Genomic DNA, 16,054 nt, shown 5'->3' on the forward strand with positions numbered 1-16,054 from the left:
ATATGGCTAAGCTCGCAAAGCGCGTTCAGAAGACCCGCGAAGGTGTTGATCCGAACAAGATGTACGGTCTTTCCGAAGCCATTTCGATGGTCAAGGAACGTGCCGTCGCCAAGTTCGACGAAACCGTTGAAATCGCCATGAACCTCGGCGTTGACCCGCGTCACGCAGACCAGATGGTCCGCGGCGTCGTCAACCTGCCGAACGGCACGGGCCGTACGGTTCGTGTTGCCGTGTTCGCACGCGGCGCCAAGGCTGACGAAGCCAAGGCTGCAGGCGCAGACATCGTCGGCGCTGAAGACCTCGTTGAAATCGTCCAGGGCGGCAAGATCGAATTCGATCGCTGCATCGCCACCCCGGACATGATGCCGCTCGTCGGCCGCCTCGGTAAGGTTCTCGGCCCGCGCGGCATGATGCCGAACCCGAAGGTTGGCACCGTGACCATGGACGTGAAGTCTGCAGTTGAAGCCTCCAAGGGCGGCGCTGTTGAATTCCGCGTCGAAAAGGCCGGTATCATCCACGGCGCAGTCGGCAAGGCTTCCTTCGATGCGAAGAAGCTCGAAGAAAACATCAAGGCATTCGCCGACGCCGTCATCAAGGCGAAGCCGGCTGGCGCCAAGGGCAACTACGTCAAGAAGGTCGCGATCTCCTCGACGATGGGCCCCGGCGTAAAGGTCGAAATCTCGTCGGTCACGGCTTGATTTGAAGTTTGAGCCTTCTGAGAAGAAGGCTTTGAAAAGTTTCCGGCCTCACTGAGGGGCCGGAATTTCCGGGGTCAAACCCGGAATTCCTGTCCGAGATTGCAGGTGGGCAACCTTAATCCACCAGGCCTGCATGAGACGGGTAAGAACGGATTTTCCCGCTGGATGGCGGCATTGTCCGGTTCGAACCTCGGTTGCCTTGTGTTCCGGTTTTCCGGGCGCGAGGGGACAGGATCCTCGAGCGTTGCTTGAAGGATCTACAGGATCCTTGAGCGACAAAAGGTAACCGGCCGTAAACCCGAGTTCTCGGGAGCGGCCAACTGGAGATAGGCAGTGGAAAGAGCGGAAAAACGCGAATTCGTCACGGAACTGAACGAAGTCTTCAAGGCTTCGGGCTCGGTTGTCGTGGCCCACTACGCCGGTGTTACGGTTGCGCAAATGAACGATTTTCGTTCGAAGATGCGCGCAGCTGGCGGCACCGTCAAAGTCGCGAAGAACCGCCTGGCCAAGATCGCTCTTCAGGGTACGCAGTCGGAAACGATGACGGATCTTTTCAAGGGGCAGACGCTGATCGCGTATGCCGCTGATCCGATCACGGCTCCGAAGGTAGTCATGGACTACGCCAAGACCAACGACAAGCTCGTTATCCTTGGTGGTTCCATGGGCTCGACCGCGCTCAACGCGGACGGTGTGAAGTCGCTTGCGACCCTCCCGTCTCTCGACGAGCTGCGCGCAAAGCTCCTGGGCATGATCCAGACGCCCGCAACGCGCATCGCAGGTGTGGTTCAGGCTCCGGCCGGCCAGCTTGCTCGCGTGTTTGCTGCGTATGCCAAGAAGGACGAAGCCGCATAAGGCGGTTTTTTGCTGCATTTAACCAAACAGTTCGAACCGAACAAAAGGAAGTAAGAAAATGGCTGATCTCGCAAAGATCGTAGAAGACCTCTCGGCCCTCACAGTTCTGGAAGCTGCTGAGCTTTCCAAGCTGCTCGAAGAAAAGTGGGGCGTTTCCGCCGCTGCTCCGGTAGCTGTTGCTGCCGTTGCTGGTGGTGCAGGCGCTGCTGCTCCGGCTGAAGAAGAAAAGACCGAATTCGACGTCATCCTCGTCGACGCTGGTGCAAACAAGATCAACGTCATCAAGGAAGTCCGCGCCATCACCGGTCTCGGCCTCAAGGAAGCCAAGGACCTCGTCGAAGGCGCTCCGAAGCCGGTCAAGGAAGCTGTCTCCAAGGGCGAAGCTGCTGACCTCAAGAAGAAGCTTGAAGAAGCCGGCGCCAAGGTCGACGTCAAGTAATATGCGCTTCGGGGAAGGGCGGTTTCCGCCTTTCCCCGAACGTTTCCGATCTGGAACTTTTTACCCAAAAGCCCCGCCGGGCTTTTGGGTAATGGGTTCTTCAAGAGGATGGTTCGAAAGCTAGGCATCCGGCAATCCGGCCAGATGGCTTAATTCTTCGAACGAGTTTGATTGAACCTATATCGACGGAGCCACCTGGCCAGTGTTTTCCGTCCGTTGCAGGCCCGGATGCAAAATTTTGAAGGAGCGACGATGGCTCAGACCCTTTCGTTCAATGGTCGTAGGCGCGTACGCAAGTTTTTTGGTAAAATCCCCGAAGTCGCAGAAATGCCGAACCTCATCGAGGTTCAGAAGGCGTCCTACGACCAGTTTCTGATGGTTGAAGAACCCGCGGGCGGCCGCCCGGACGAGGGTCTTCAGTCCGTATTCAAGTCTGTATTCCCGATCACCGATTTCTCCGGCGCCTCCATGCTGGAATTCGTCTCGTACGAATTCGAGCCGCCGAAGTTCGACGTCGACGAATGCCGTCAGCGCGACCTGACCTATGCGGCGCCGCTCAAGGTGACGCTACGCCTCATCGTGTTCGATATTGACGAGGACACGGGCGCCAAGTCCATCAAGGACATCAAGGAGCAGAACGTCTACATGGGCGACATGCCGCTCATGACCGACAACGCGACCTTCATCGTCAACGGCACCGAGCGCGTCATCGTCTCGCAGATGCACCGTTCGCCGGGCGTGTTCTTCGACCACGACAAGGGCAAGTCGCACTCCTCCGGCAAGCTGCTGTTTGCCGCCCGCGTCATCCCGTATCGCGGTTCCTGGCTTGACATCGAGTTCGACGCCAAGGACATCGTCCATGCGCGTATCGACCGCCGCCGCAAGCTGCCCGTAACCTCGCTCCTGATGGCGCTTGGCATGGATGGCGAAGAAATCCTGTCGACTTTCTACAACAAGGTCCAGTATCAGCGCGACGGCCAGGGCTGGCGCATCCCGTTCCAGCCGGAAGCGCTCAAGGGCGCCAAGGTTACGAGCGACATGGTTGACGCCGATACAGGCGAAGTCGTTGTGGAAGCCGGCAAGAAGCTGACCCCGCGTCTGCTCCGCCAGCTGTCCGAAAAGGGCCTCAAGGCCCTCAAGGCTTCCGACGAAGACCTGTATGGTGCATACCTCGCCGAAGACCTGGTCAACATGCAGACGGGTGAGATCTTCCTCGAAGCCGGCGACGAGCTGGATGAGAAGACGCTGCGCGTCGTGCTGGAAGCCGGTTTCGACGAGCTGCCGATCCTCGACATCGACCACATCAACGTCGGTGCCTACATCCGCAACACGCTGGCCGTCGACAAGAACGAGTCGCGCCAGGATGCGCTGTTCGACATCTACCGCGTCATGCGTCCGGGCGAGCCGCCGACCATGGAATCGGCCGAGGCCATGTTCCAGTCGCTGTTCTTCGATGCCGAGCGCTACGACCTGTCGGCCGTTGGTCGCGTCAAGATGAACATGCGTCTCGACCTCGACGTCGCCGACACGGTTCGCGTTCTGCGCAAGGAAGACATCGTTGCCGTCGTCAAGATGCTCGTTGAACTCCGCGACGGTCGCGGCGAAATCGACGATATCGACAACCTCGGCAACCGTCGTGTCCGCTCCGTCGGCGAACTGATGGAAAACCAGTACCGTCTCGGCCTGCTCCGCATGGAGCGCGCGATCAAGGAACGCATGTCCTCGATCGAAATCGACACGGTCATGCCGCAGGACCTCATCAACGCCAAGCCGGCCGCCGCAGCTGTCCGCGAATTCTTCGGCTCCTCGCAGCTGTCGCAGTTCATGGACCAGGTGAACCCGCTTTCGGAAATCACCCACAAGCGCCGTCTTTCGGCTCTTGGCCCGGGTGGTCTGACCCGCGAGCGCGCCGGCTTCGAAGTCCGCGACGTTCATCCGACGCACTATGGCCGTATCTGCCCGATCGAAACGCCGGAAGGCCCGAACATCGGTCTGATCAACTCGCTGGCCACGTTTGCCCGCGTCAACAAGTACGGCTTCATCGAAAGCCCGTACCGCAAGATCGTTGACGGCAAGGTGACGAACGACGTGATCTACCTCTCCGCCATGGAAGAGGCCAAGTATTACGTTGCTCAGGCCAACGCGATCCTCGACGCCGACGGCGCGTTCTCGGAAGAGTTCGTGGTCTGCCGTCACGCCGGTGACGTTATGCTCGCTCCGCGCGACACCATCAACCTGATGGACGTTTCGCCCAAGCAGCTCGTCTCGGTCGCTGCGGCTCTGATCCCGTTCCTCGAAAACGACGACGCCAACCGCGCTCTCATGGGCTCGAACATGCAGCGTCAGGCCGTGCCGCTTCTGCGCGCCGAAGCCCCGTTCGTCGGCACCGGCATGGAGCCGGTCGTGGCCCGCGACTCCGGCGCTGCTATTGCAGCCCGTCGTGGCGGCGTGGTCGACCAGGTGGACGCAACGCGTATCGTTATCCGCGCTACCGAAGACCTCGATCCGTCGAAGTCTGGCGTCGATATCTATCGCCTGCAGAAGTTCCAGCGCTCCAACCAGAACACCTGCGTCAACCAGCGTCCGCTGGTCACCGTCGGTGACGTTCTGAACAAGGGTGACATCATTGCCGACGGTCCGTCCACGGACCTGGGCGATCTGGCGCTCGGCCGCAACGCGCTCGTCGCGTTCATGCCCTGGAACGGCTATAACTACGAAGACTCGATCCTGATGTCTGAACGCATCGTCGCCGACGACGTGTTCACGTCCATCCACATCGAAGAATTCGAAGTCATGGCCCGTGACACGAAGCTCGGTCCGGAAGAAATCACGCGTGATATCCCGAACGTCTCCGAAGAGGCTCTGAAGAACCTCGACGAAGCCGGTATCGTCTATATCGGCGCTGACGTTCAGCCGGGCGACATCCTGGTCGGCAAGATCACCCCGAAGGGCGAAAGCCCGATGACGCCGGAAGAAAAGCTTCTGCGCGCCATCTTCGGTGAAAAGGCTTCCGACGTTCGCGACACCTCCATGCGCATGCCTCCGGGCACGTTTGGTACCATCGTTGAAGTTCGCGTTTTCAACCGCCACGGCGTTGAAAAGGACGAGCGTGCGATGGCCATCGAGCGCGAGGAAATCGAGCGTCTCGCCAAGGACCGCGACGACGAACAGGCAATCCTCGACCGTAACGTCTACGGCCGTCTGATCGACATGCTGCGCGGTCACACCGCAGTTGCCGGTCCGAAGGGCTTCAAGAAGGGCACCGAACTTTCCAACGGAACGATCTCGGAATATCCGCGTTCGCAGTGGTGGATGTTCGCTGTCGAAGACGAGAAGGTTCAGGGCGAAATCGAAGCGCTCCGTGGCCAGTACGACGAATCCAAGTCGCGCCTTGAACAGCGCTTCATGGACAAGGTCGAAAAGGTCCAGCGCGGCGACGAAATGCCCCCGGGCGTCATGAAGATGGTCAAGGTCTTCGTCGCTGTGAAGCGCAAGATCCAGCCGGGCGACAAGATGGCCGGCCGTCACGGCAACAAGGGTGTGGTTTCGCGCATCCTGCCGATCGAGGACATGCCGTTCCTTGAAGACGGTACGCATGTTGACATCTGCTTGAACCCGCTGGGCGTGCCTTCGCGCATGAACGTCGGCCAGATCCTCGAAACGCACCTTGCCTGGGCTTGCGCCGGCATGGGCAAGAAGATCGGTCAGTTGCTGGACGACTATCGCAAGACGATGGACATCAGCAACCTGAAGAACGAGCTGACGACGGTTTACGCCAGTGACGCCAAGGACGAGGTCTCGAACTTCGACGATGACGCCCTGGTCAAGCTTGCCGAACAGTCCCGCAAGGGCGTTTCGATCGCAACGCCGGTCTTCGACGGTGCGCATGAGCCGGATATCGCCAGCATGCTGGAACGCGCAGGTCTCGATGCATCGGGCCAGTCGGTTCTCTATGACGGTCGTACGGGTGAGCCCTTCGACCGCAAGGTGACCGTCGGCTACATGTACATGATCAAGCTGAACCACCTTGTCGACGACAAGATCCACGCTCGCTCGATCGGCCCTTACTCGCTCGTGACCCAGCAGCCGCTGGGTGGCAAGGCGCAGTTCGGCGGTCAGCGCTTCGGGGAAATGGAAGTCTGGGCGCTCGAAGCTTACGGCGCAGCCTACACGCTGCAGGAAATGCTCACCGTCAAGTCGGACGACGTGGCGGGCCGCACCAAGGTCTACGAAGCCATTGTTCGTGGCGATGATACGTTCGAAGCCGGTATTCCGGAATCGTTCAACGTTCTCGTCAAGGAAATGCGCTCTCTGGGTCTGTCGGTCGAACTGGAAAACACCAAGATCGATCCGAACGCGCCCGACCAGCTTCCCGACGCTGCGGAATAAAATGTGGGTTGCGCGCCGGAAACGGCGCGCAGCTTCTCCAAACCAGGCCGGCAAGGCGGGCGAGGGGATTGTTGCCGCATTTCGCGGCTATCACGTTTTAAGAGCAACCCGCCGGTTCCCGGGTATTTGACCGGTCGCGGTTGCGAATGGGCCCAAGTTGGCCCGACAAGGAGACAGGCATGAACCAAGAGGTCATGAATCTTTTCAATCCGCAGGCGCCTGCGCAGGTGTTCGATTCCATCCGGATTTCGATCGCGTCGCCTGAAAAAATCCTTTCCTGGTCCTACGGTGAGATCAAGAAGCCGGAAACGATCAACTACCGCACGTTCAAGCCGGAACGCGACGGTCTCTTCTGCGCGCGCATCTTCGGGCCCATCAAGGACTACGAATGCCTGTGCGGCAAGTACAAGCGCATGAAGTACAAGGGCATCATCTGCGAAAAGTGCGGTGTGGAAGTCACGCTGTCGCGCGTTCGCCGTGAGCGCATGGGCCATATCGAGCTCGCCGCGCCCGTTGCCCATATCTGGTTCCTGAAGTCGCTGCCGAGCCGCATCTCGACGCTGCTCGACATGACGCTGAAGGATATCGAGCGCGTTCTCTACTTCGAAAACTACATCGTCACCGAGCCGGGCCTCACCTCGCTGAAGGAGCACCAGCTCCTCTCCGAAGAAGAGTACATGATCGCTGTCGACGAGTTCGGCGAAGACCAGTTCACGGCCATGATCGGCGCTGAAGCCATCTATGACCTTCTGGCCACGATGGACCTCGAGAAGATCGCCGGCGACCTGCGTTCGGACCTTGCCGAGACCACCTCGGATCTGAAGCAGAAGAAGCTGATGAAGCGCCTGAAGATCGTCGAGAACTTCATGGAATCGGGCAACCGTCCGGAATGGATGATCATGAAGGTCGTTCCGGTCATCCCGCCGGACCTGCGTCCGCTGGTTCCGCTCGACGGCGGCCGTTTCGCGACGTCGGATCTGAACGATCTCTATCGCCGCGTCATCAACCGTAACAACCGTCTGAAGCGCCTGATCGAACTGCGCGCCCCGGGCATCATCATCCGCAACGAAAAGCGCATGCTGCAGGAATCTGTAGACGCGCTCTTCGACAACGGCCGCCGTGGTCGCGTCATCACCGGCGCCAACAAGCGTCCGCTGAAGTCGCTGTCCGACATGCTCAAGGGCAAGCAGGGCCGCTTCCGCCAGAACCTTCTCGGCAAGCGCGTCGACTATTCCGGCCGTTCGGTCATCGTGACGGGTCCGGAACTGAAGCTGCACCAGTGCGGCCTCCCGAAGAAGATGGCGCTCGAACTGTTCAAGCCGTTCATCTATGCCCGCCTCGACGCCAAGGGTTACTCCTCGACCGTCAAACAGGCCAAGAAGCTGGTTGAAAAGGAAAAGCCGGAAGTCTGGGATATCCTCGACGAGGTCATCCGCGAGCATCCGGTTCTCCTGAACCGCGCACCGACGCTTCACCGCCTGGGCATCCAGGCCTTCGAACCGATCCTGGTCGAAGGCAAGGCCATCCAGCTGCACCCGCTCGTCTGCACGGCCTTCAACGCCGACTTCGACGGCGACCAGATGGCCGTTCACGTGCCGCTGTCGCTCGAAGCCCAGCTTGAAGCCCGCGTGCTGATGATGTCGACCAACAACATCCTGCATCCGGCCAACGGTGCGCCGATCATCGTTCCTTCGCAGGACATGGTTCTCGGCCTGTACTATTTGTCGATCATGAACCAGAACGAACCGGGCGAAGGCATGGCCTTCTCCGACCTCGGCGAACTGCATCACGCCCTTGAAAGCAAGGTCGTCACGCTGCACGCCAAGATCAAGGGCCGGTTCAAGACGGTTGACGCCGAAGGCAAGCCGGTTTCGAAGATCTATGACACGACCCCCGGTCGTCTCATCATCGGCGAACTGCTGCCCAAGAACGTCAACGTGCCGTTCGACATCTGCAACCAGGAAATGACCAAGAAGAACATCTCCAAGATGATCGACACGGTCTACCGTCACTGCGGTCAGAAGGACACGGTCATCTTCTGCGACCGCATCATGCAGCTGGGCTTCTCGCATGCCTGCCGCGCCGGTATCTCCTTCGGCAAGGACGACATGGTCATCCCTGCCTCCAAGGCCAAGATCGTCGACGACACCGAAAGCCTGGTGAAGGAATACGAACAGCAGTACAATGACGGCCTGATCACTCAGGGCGAAAAGTACAACAAGGTCGTCGACGCCTGGGGCAAGGCGACCGAAAAGGTTGCCGAAGAGATGATGGCCCGCATCAAGGCCGTCGAATTCGACCCGAAGACGAACCGCCAGAAGCCGATGAACTCCATCTACATGATGAGCCACTCGGGTGCCCGCGGTTCACCGAACCAGATGCGTCAGCTCGGCGGCATGCGCGGCCTGATGGCACGTCCGGACGGTTCGATCATCGAAACGCCGATCATTTCGAACTTCAAGGAAGGTCTGACCGTGAACGAGTACTTCAACTCGACTCACGGTGCCCGTAAGGGTCTGGCAGACACCGCCCTGAAGACGGCCAACTCCGGTTACCTGACCCGTCGTCTCGTCGACGTGGCCCAGGACTGCATCGTCACGCATGTCGATTGCGGCACCACGACCGGCCTCACCATGACGGCTATCGTTGACGCCGGTCAGGTCGTCGCCTCCATCGGTGCACGTATCCTCGGCCGTACGGCACTCGACGACATCGACAACCCGATCACTGGCGAGAACATCGTCAAGGCCGGCACGATGATCCTCGAGCCGGATGTCATCGAGATCGAAAAGTGCGGCATTCAGTCGGTTCGCATTCGCTCGGCCCTGACCTGCGAAATCCAGACCGGCGTTTGCGGCGTCTGCTACGGTCGCGACCTTGCACGCGGTACACCCGTCAACATGGGCGAAGCCGTGGGCGTTATCGCCGCACAGTCGATCGGTGAACCGGGCACGCAGCTCACCATGCGTACCTTCCACCTTGGTGGTACGGCAACCGTGGTCGACAGCTCGTATCTTGAAGCCTCGTACGAAGGTACGGTCCAGCTCAAGAACCGCAACCTGCTGCGCAACTCCGATGGCAACCTCGTTGCCATGGGCCGCAACATGGCGGTGACGATCCTTGACGAACGTGGTGTCGAACGCTCCTCGCAGCGCGTCGCCTACGGTTCGAAGCTGCTCGTGGACGATGGCGACAAGGTCAAGCGCGGTCAGCGTCTGGCTGAATGGGACGCCTACACCCGTCCGATGCTGACGGAAGTCGAAGGTACGGTCGAGTTCGAGGACGTCGTTGACGGTATCTCGGTTCTCGAAAGCGCCGACGAATCCACCGGCATCACCAAGCGTCAGGTTATCGACTGGCGTTCGACGCCGCGCGGTATCGACCTGAAGCCGGCCATCGTGATCAAGGACAAGAACGGCGCGATTGCCAAGCTGTCGCGCGGCGGTGAAGCCCGCTTCCTCCTCTCGGTGGATGCGATCCTCTCCGTGGAGCCTGGTTCGAAGGTGAGCCAGGGTGACGTTCTCGCCCGTATCCCGATGGAAAGCGCCAAGACCAAGGACATCACCGGTGGTCTGCCGCGCGTTGCCGAACTGTTCGAAGCCCGTCGTCCGAAGGACCACGCCGTCATCGCCGAGATCGACGGTACGATCCGCTTCGGCCGCGACTACAAGAACAAGCGTCGCATCATCATCGAGCCGTCGGAAGACGGTGTCGAGCCGGTCGAATACCTGATCCCGAAGGGCAAGCCCTTCCATCTTCAGGACGGCGACTATATCGAAAAGGGTGATTACATCCTCGACGGTAACCCGGCACCGCACGACATTCTGGCGATCAAGGGCGTGGAAGCACTCGCTTCCTACCTCGTGAACGAAATCCAGGAAGTCTATCGTCTGCAGGGCGTGGTCATCAACGACAAGCACATCGAAGTGATTGTCCGTCAGATGCTCCAGAAGGTTGAAATCACCGACGCCGGTGACTCCACCTATATCGTCGGCGACAATGTTGACCGGATCGAACTCGAAAACGTCAACGATGCGCTCATCGAAGAAGGGAAAAAGCCTGCTTATGGCGATCCGGTTCTGCTCGGTATCACCAAGGCATCGCTTCAGACGCCGTCCTTCATCTCGGCCGCATCCTTCCAGGAAACGACGAAGGTGCTCACCGAAGCTGCTGTCGCCGGCAAGACCGACGGCCTGCAGGGCCTGAAGGAAAACGTCATCGTCGGCCGTCTCATCCCGGCCGGTACGGGCGGTACGATGACGCAGATCCGCCGCATCGCCACCTCGCGCGACGAGCTCATCCTCGAAGAGCGCAAGAAGGGTTCGGGCGCGGACGAAGCGACCCCCATGCTGCAGAAGATCGCAGCAGACACGGTTCCGGCCGGCGAATAAGCGGGTCGCGAGACTGAACAATTGAAGAGGCCGCCGGATCGCTCCGGCGGCCTTTGGTGTTTAAAGAGGTCAGCAGGGCAGGTGGACGCCTGTCGAGCAGGTGGTGTTCAGGCGAACCGAATGATAGCCACTTCGCCTTCCAGCGCGCCCTGAAAGGCCGAGGCATGCGGCTCGTCTTCCGGGATTTCCGTCAGCGTTCCAATCTGATCTAGGTCCGCTTCGATAAAGCCCTCGTCAGCGAGTGCATTCAATGCCGTGCGGACGGCGGTATCGTCGTCAGGCGCTGTCAGCATCACATGGATGTCGACACCTTCGCCTTCCTTGATATAGGCCTTGCCAATGATAATGAAGACAAGCGGCAGGTCGGCGATGTTGTCGTTGTCCGGGGTCGTGTTCATGAATGGGCCTCGATATTCGGCGTCTTGTCGACCGCCTGCGGGGAAAGAATCGGCGGGATGTGCCCGCGCGAAGGAGTTAAGCGATTCTTAAACGGAAGCGGCGCGGAAACATACGGATTTTTGTCGAACGGTAATCAGATTTGCGGTTTCAATCGCTCAAAGGCCCGTGTTGTAGGGCTTTCGGTGGGGTCAGTCTCAAGAAATTTACGTGGATGGCCTTGACTGTGACCCCTTAAGACAGTAAACGCCACGCCATCAGAGCCGATGTGAGGTTGGCTGTTTCGGAATGACTCGTTCTGGATGACACCTCAAACAAGGCCCTTATATCGCACGCGAAGCATTGACTGCAGCATGCAAGACGTCGCAAGGCGTCCTCTGCTTTATCGAGGGCTTTCTCCTTTCTAAAAGGGGAAATAGCCCTGATTTTGCGCATTGATGGGACCCGTGTAAACGCCCGAGAGGGTAACGAGACAAGACTTAAAGGGATGGGTATATGCCTACCGTAAACCAGCTGATCCGCAAGCCACGTCAGGCACAGGTAAAGCGCAACAAGGTTCCCGCTCTGCAGCAGAACCCGCAGAAGCGCGGCGTTTGCACCCGCGTTTACACGACGACCCCGAAGAAGCCGAACTCGGCTCTGCGTAAGGTCGCCAAGATTCGCCTGACGAACGGCTTCGAAGTCATCGGCTACATCCCCGGTGAAGGCCATAACCTTCAGGAACACTCCGTCGTGATGATCCGCGGCGGCCGCGTAAAGGACTTGCCGGGTGTGCGTTACCACATCATCCGCGGCGTTCTCGATACGCAGGGTGTCAAGAACCGCAAGCAGCGCCGCTCGAAGTACGGCGCCAAGCGTCCGAAGTAAGAATTCCATGGGTCGGCGGGCTAGTCCCGCCATCGGCCGTTAAAACAGTTGAGAGACGAATAATATGTCCCGTCGCCACAGAGCAGAAAAGCGTGAGATCAACCCCGATCCGAAGTTCGGTGATCTCGTCGTTACGAAGTTCATGAACGCCATCATGCTGGACGGCAAGAAGTCTGTTGCCGAAACCATCGTTTATGGCGCATTCGATGCCGTTGAAGGCAAGTCCAAGCAGGAGCCGCTGAACGTCTTCCACCAGGCGCTCGACAACATTGCTCCGCATGTTGAAGTCCGTTCGCGCCGCGTCGGTGGTGCAACCTATCAGGTTCCGGTCGACGTCCGTCCGGAGCGCCGTCAGGCTCTCGCCATCCGTTGGCTGATCACTGCTGCTCGCAAGCGCAATGAAACGACGATGGTTGACCGCCTCTGCGGCGAACTTCTCGATGCCGCCAACAACCGTGGTTCGGCTGTCAAGAAGCGCGAAGACACCCACAAGATGGCTGACGCGAACCGCGCGTTCTCGCACTATCGCTGGTAATCTCGACAAGGAAGGCAGACCACCATGGCCCGCGAATATAAAATCGAAGACTACCGCAATTTCGGTATCATGGCGCATATCGACGCCGGCAAGACGACGACGACCGAGCGCATCCTGTACTACACCGGTAAGTCCCACAAGATCGGCGAAGTCCATGACGGCGCTGCTACCATGGACTGGATGGAGCAGGAGCAGGAACGCGGCATCACGATCACGTCTGCTGCGACCACGACCTTCTGGAAGGGCCGTGACGGCAAGGCCCGCCGCTTCAACATCATCGACACCCCCGGCCACGTTGACTTCACCATCGAAGTCGAGCGTTCGCTGCGCGTTCTCGACGGTGCGATTGCCCTTCTCGATGCCAACGCCGGCGTAGAGCCGCAGACGGAAACCGTCTGGCGTCAGGCTGAGAAGTACAATGTTCCGCGCATGATCTTCTGCAACAAGATGGACAAGACCGGCGCTGACTTCTACCGTTCGGTAGAAATGATCAAGACGCGTCTTGGTGCCACCGCTGTTGTCATGCAGCTCCCGATCGGCGCTGAAAGCGACTTCCTCGGCGTTGTCGACCTCATCGAGATGAACGCTCTCGTCTGGCGCGATGAATCGCTTGGCGCACAGTGGGATGTCGTTGAAATCCCGGCTGACCTGAAGGCCAAGGCTGAAGAATATCGCGAAAAGCTGATCGAGACGGTTGTCGAGATCGACGAAGAAGCGATGGAAGCCTATCTGAACGGCGAAATGCCCGACAACGACAAGATCCGCGCTCTGGTTCGTCGCGGCACGATCGACGTCAAGTTCCACCCGATGTTCTGCGGCACTGCCTTCAAGAACAAGGGTGTTCAGCCGCTGCTCGACGCCGTTGTCGACTACCTGCCGTCGCCGCTCGACATTCCGGCGATCAAGGGTATCGACGCGAAGACGGAAGCTGAAATCGAGCGTCACGCTGACGACAACGAGCCGCTTTCCATGCTCGCATTCAAGATCATGAACGACCCCTTCGTTGGTTCGCTCACCTTCGCGCGCATCTATTCGGGCAAGCTCGAAAAGGGCGTCTCGGTCATGAACACGGTCAAGGACAAGCGCGAGCGCGTCGGCCGCATGCTGCAGATGCACTCGAACAGCCGCGAAGACATCGACGAAGCCTTCGCAGGCGATATCGTGGCTCTGGCTGGCTTGAAGGAAACGACGACGGGCGACACGCTCTGCGATCCGCTGAAGCCGGTTATCCTTGAGCGCATGGAATTCCCGGAACCGGTTATCCAGATCGCGATCGAGCCGAAGTCCAAGGGCGACCAGGAAAAGATGGGCCTCGCGCTCAACCGCCTGGCAGCTGAAGACCCGTCGTTCCGCGTCAAGACCGACCAGGAATCCGGCCAGACGATCATTGCCGGCATGGGCGAACTTCACCTCGACATCATCGTCGACCGCATGCGTCGCGAGTTCAAGGTTGAAGCCAACGTCGGTGCGCCGCAGGTTGCCTACCGCGAAACGATCACGAAGCTTCACGAAGAAGACTATACGCACAAGAAGCAGTCTGGTGGTACCGGTCAGTTCGCGCGCGTCAAGCTCGTGTTCGAGCCGAACCCGGAAGGCGACGACTTCAAGTTTGAATCCAAGATCGTCGGCGGTGCTGTTCCGAAGGAATACATCCCGGGCGTTCAGAAGGGTATCGAAAGCGTTCTGTCTTCGGGTCCGCTCGCTGGCTTCCCGATGCTCGGCGTAAAGGCCACCCTCATCGACGGCGCCTTCCACGACGTTGACTCCTCGGTACTGGCGTTCGAAATCGCTTCCCGTGCCTGCTTCCGTGAAGCAGCGAAGAAGGCCGGCGCTCAGCTCCTCGAGCCGATGATGAAGGTCGAAGTTGTCACGCCGGAAGACTATGTCGGCGACGTGATCGGCGACCTGAACTCCCGTCGTGGCCAGATTCAGGGCCAGGAACAGCGCGGCGTCGCGATCGTCATCCAGGCAAACGTGCCGCTGGCGAACATGTTCAAGTACGTCGACAACCTGCGCTCGATGTCGCAGGGCCGCGCTCAGTACTCGATGGTCTTCGATCACTACGCGCCGGTTCCGTCGAACGTCGCACAGGAAATCCAGGCAAAGTATTCCGGTCAGAAGTGACCGGAATACAACCGAACCTTTTTTGAATTGATGTCCCCGGACGGGGACCAGGAATGGAGAGCCGGAAATGGCAAAAGGTAAATTCGAGCGCAATAAGCCGCACGTCAACATTGGCACGATTGGTCACGTTGACCATGGCAAGACGTCTCTGACGGCTGCGATCACGAAGTATTTCGGCGAGTTCAAGGCGTATGACCAGATCGACGCCGCTCCGGAAGAAAAGGCCCGTGGCATCACCATCTCGACGGCACACGTTGAGTATGAGACGGCCAACCGTCACTATGCCCACGTTGACTGCCCCGGCCACGCCGACTACGTCAAGAACATGATCACCGGTGCTGCCCAGATGGACGGCGCGATCCTGGTTTGCTCGGCTGCTGACGGCCCGATGCCGCAGACGCGCGAACACATCCTGCTCGCTCGCCAGGTTGGCGTTCCGGCCATCGTTGTCTTCCTCAACAAGGTTGACCAGGTTGACGACGCAGAACTGCTCGAGCTCGTTGAACTGGAAGTTCGCGAACTTCTGTCGTCCTACGACTTCCCGGGCGACGATATCCCGATCGTCAAGGGCTCTGCTCTTGCTGCTCTGGAAGATAGCAACAAGACGATCGGCGAAGACGCGATCCGCGAGCTGATGGCTCAGGTTGACGCCTACATCCCGACGCCGGAACGTCCGATCGACCAGCCCTTCCTGATGCCGATCGAAGACGTGTTCTCGATCTCGGGCCGTGGTACGGTTGTGACGGGTCGCGTTGAGCGCGGTATCGTCAAGGTCGGTGAAGAAGTTGAAATCGTCGGCATCCGCGCCACGTCGAAGACGACGGTGACGGGCGTTGAAATGTTCCGCAAGCTTCTCGACCAGGGCCAGGCCGGCGACAACATCGGCGCCCTGATCCGCGGTGTGAACCGTGATGGCGTTGAGCGTGGCCAGATCCTGTGCAAGCCGGGTTCGGTCAAGCCGCACAAGAAGTTCAAGGCTGAAGCCTACATCCTGACGAAGGAAGAAGGCGGCCGTCATACGCCGTTCTTCACGAACTACCGTCCGCAGTTCTACTTCCGCACGACGGACGTTACGGGCATCGTGACGCTTCCGGAAGGCACGGAAATGGTTATGCCTGGCGACAACGTGACCGTTGACGTTGAGCTGATCGTTCCGATCGCGATGGAAGAAAAGCTGCGCTTCGCAATCCGCGAAGGCGGCCGCACCGTCGGCGCCGGCATCGTCGCTTCGATCGTCGAGTAATTCGATAATCGGCTAAACGGCTTGGGGCAGGGGCTCTGAAGGGTCCCTGTCTCGCTTTAGGTAAGAACAAACGATTCAAAACAGTCCTGCCAGGCGGGACATGTTGAACAAGGACGAAAC

General features: G+C 59.3%; 10 protein-coding genes. 9 read left to right on the forward strand and 1 reads right to left on the reverse strand.

The genetic code is table 11. The features are described 5' to 3' along the window. The first annotated feature begins 2 nt into the window (after positions 1 to 2). The 5 genes from rplA to rpoC all read left to right on the forward strand — a co-directional run bounded on the left by rplA (position 3) and on the right by rpoC (position 10,769). Positions 3 to 698 (forward strand): 50S ribosomal protein L1, encoded by a 696-nt coding sequence (gene rplA / locus LQK83_RS07965; protein ID WP_109858570.1) that lies wholly within the window; start codon positions 3 to 5, stop codon positions 696 to 698. A gap of 333 nt (positions 699 to 1,031) precedes the next feature. Then, a complete protein-coding gene (rplJ, locus tag LQK83_RS07970; RefSeq protein ID WP_230836864.1) occupies positions 1,032 to 1,550 on the forward strand; it encodes a 50S ribosomal protein L10 in 519 nt (172 codons plus the stop codon). A gap of 58 nt (positions 1,551 to 1,608) precedes the next feature. After that, complete coding sequence (gene rplL, locus LQK83_RS07975) at positions 1,609 to 1,989, forward strand: 50S ribosomal protein L7/L12 (protein WP_230836867.1); 381 nt, start codon at positions 1,609 to 1,611, stop codon at positions 1,987 to 1,989. A 252-nt stretch (positions 1,990 to 2,241) separates the two neighbouring features. After that, positions 2,242 to 6,378, forward strand: a complete 4,137-nt coding sequence (gene rpoB / locus LQK83_RS07980) for a DNA-directed RNA polymerase subunit beta (RefSeq protein ID WP_230836870.1) — start codon at positions 2,242 to 2,244, stop codon at positions 6,376 to 6,378. Between the two features lie 179 nt (positions 6,379 to 6,557). Further along, on the forward strand, positions 6,558 to 10,769 hold the full coding sequence (rpoC, locus tag LQK83_RS07985) for a DNA-directed RNA polymerase subunit beta' (protein ID WP_230836872.1): 4,212 nt from the start codon (positions 6,558 to 6,560) through the stop codon (positions 10,767 to 10,769). 107 nt (positions 10,770 to 10,876) lie between these two features. Here rpoC and LQK83_RS07990 read toward each other — a convergent pair whose 3' ends face one another. Continuing rightward, on the reverse strand, positions 10,877 to 11,167 hold the full coding sequence (locus LQK83_RS07990) for a transcriptional regulator (RefSeq protein WP_230836874.1): 291 nt from the start codon (positions 11,165 to 11,167) through the stop codon (positions 10,877 to 10,879). Positions 11,168 to 11,660: 493 nt separating this feature from the next. On the opposite strand from LQK83_RS07990, the gene rpsL reads away from it, so the two are divergent. The 4 genes from rpsL to tuf all read left to right on the forward strand — a co-directional run bounded on the left by rpsL (position 11,661) and on the right by tuf (position 15,934). Next, the gene (gene rpsL, locus LQK83_RS07995; protein ID WP_075628830.1) at positions 11,661 to 12,032 is read left to right on the forward strand and encodes a 30S ribosomal protein S12; all 372 of its coding nucleotides are present in this window, start codon (positions 11,661 to 11,663) and stop codon (positions 12,030 to 12,032) included. Between the two features lie 64 nt (positions 12,033 to 12,096). Next, positions 12,097 to 12,567, forward strand: coding sequence for a 30S ribosomal protein S7 (gene rpsG / locus LQK83_RS08000; protein WP_112697736.1), 471 nt, complete (start codon positions 12,097 to 12,099; stop codon positions 12,565 to 12,567). Between the two features lie 24 nt (positions 12,568 to 12,591). Next, the gene (gene fusA / locus LQK83_RS08005; RefSeq protein ID WP_230836876.1) at positions 12,592 to 14,691 is read left to right on the forward strand and encodes an elongation factor G; all 2,100 of its coding nucleotides are present in this window, start codon (positions 12,592 to 12,594) and stop codon (positions 14,689 to 14,691) included. Positions 14,692 to 14,758: 67 nt separating this feature from the next. Beyond that, the gene (gene tuf / locus LQK83_RS08010) at positions 14,759 to 15,934 is read left to right on the forward strand and encodes an elongation factor Tu (protein WP_230836847.1); all 1,176 of its coding nucleotides are present in this window, start codon (positions 14,759 to 14,761) and stop codon (positions 15,932 to 15,934) included. Positions 15,935 to 16,054: the final 120 nt, after the last annotated feature.

The sequence above is a fragment of the Rhizobium sp. C1 genome (assembly GCF_021026335.1).
GTDB lineage: Bacteria > Pseudomonadota > Alphaproteobacteria > Rhizobiales > Rhizobiaceae > Ensifer_A.

Coding starts and splice junctions, on each gene's coding strand:
- rplA (WP_109858570.1), top strand. CDS start 3: ATGGCTAAGCTCGCAAAGCGCGTTCAGAAGACCCGCGAAGGTGTTGAT.
- rplL (WP_230836867.1), top strand. CDS start 1,609: ATGGCTGATCTCGCAAAGATCGTAGAAGACCTCTCGGCCCTCACAGTT.
- rpoB (WP_230836870.1), top strand. CDS start 2,242: ATGGCTCAGACCCTTTCGTTCAATGGTCGTAGGCGCGTACGCAAGTTT.
- rpoC (WP_230836872.1), top strand. CDS start 6,558: ATGAACCAAGAGGTCATGAATCTTTTCAATCCGCAGGCGCCTGCGCAG.
- LQK83_RS07990 (WP_230836874.1), bottom strand. CDS start 11,167: ATGAACACGACCCCGGACAACGACAACATCGCCGACCTGCCGCTTGTC.
- rpsL (WP_075628830.1), top strand. CDS start 11,661: ATGCCTACCGTAAACCAGCTGATCCGCAAGCCACGTCAGGCACAGGTA.
- rpsG (WP_112697736.1), top strand. CDS start 12,097: ATGTCCCGTCGCCACAGAGCAGAAAAGCGTGAGATCAACCCCGATCCG.
- fusA (WP_230836876.1), top strand. CDS start 12,592: ATGGCCCGCGAATATAAAATCGAAGACTACCGCAATTTCGGTATCATG.
- tuf (WP_230836847.1), top strand. CDS start 14,759: ATGGCAAAAGGTAAATTCGAGCGCAATAAGCCGCACGTCAACATTGGC.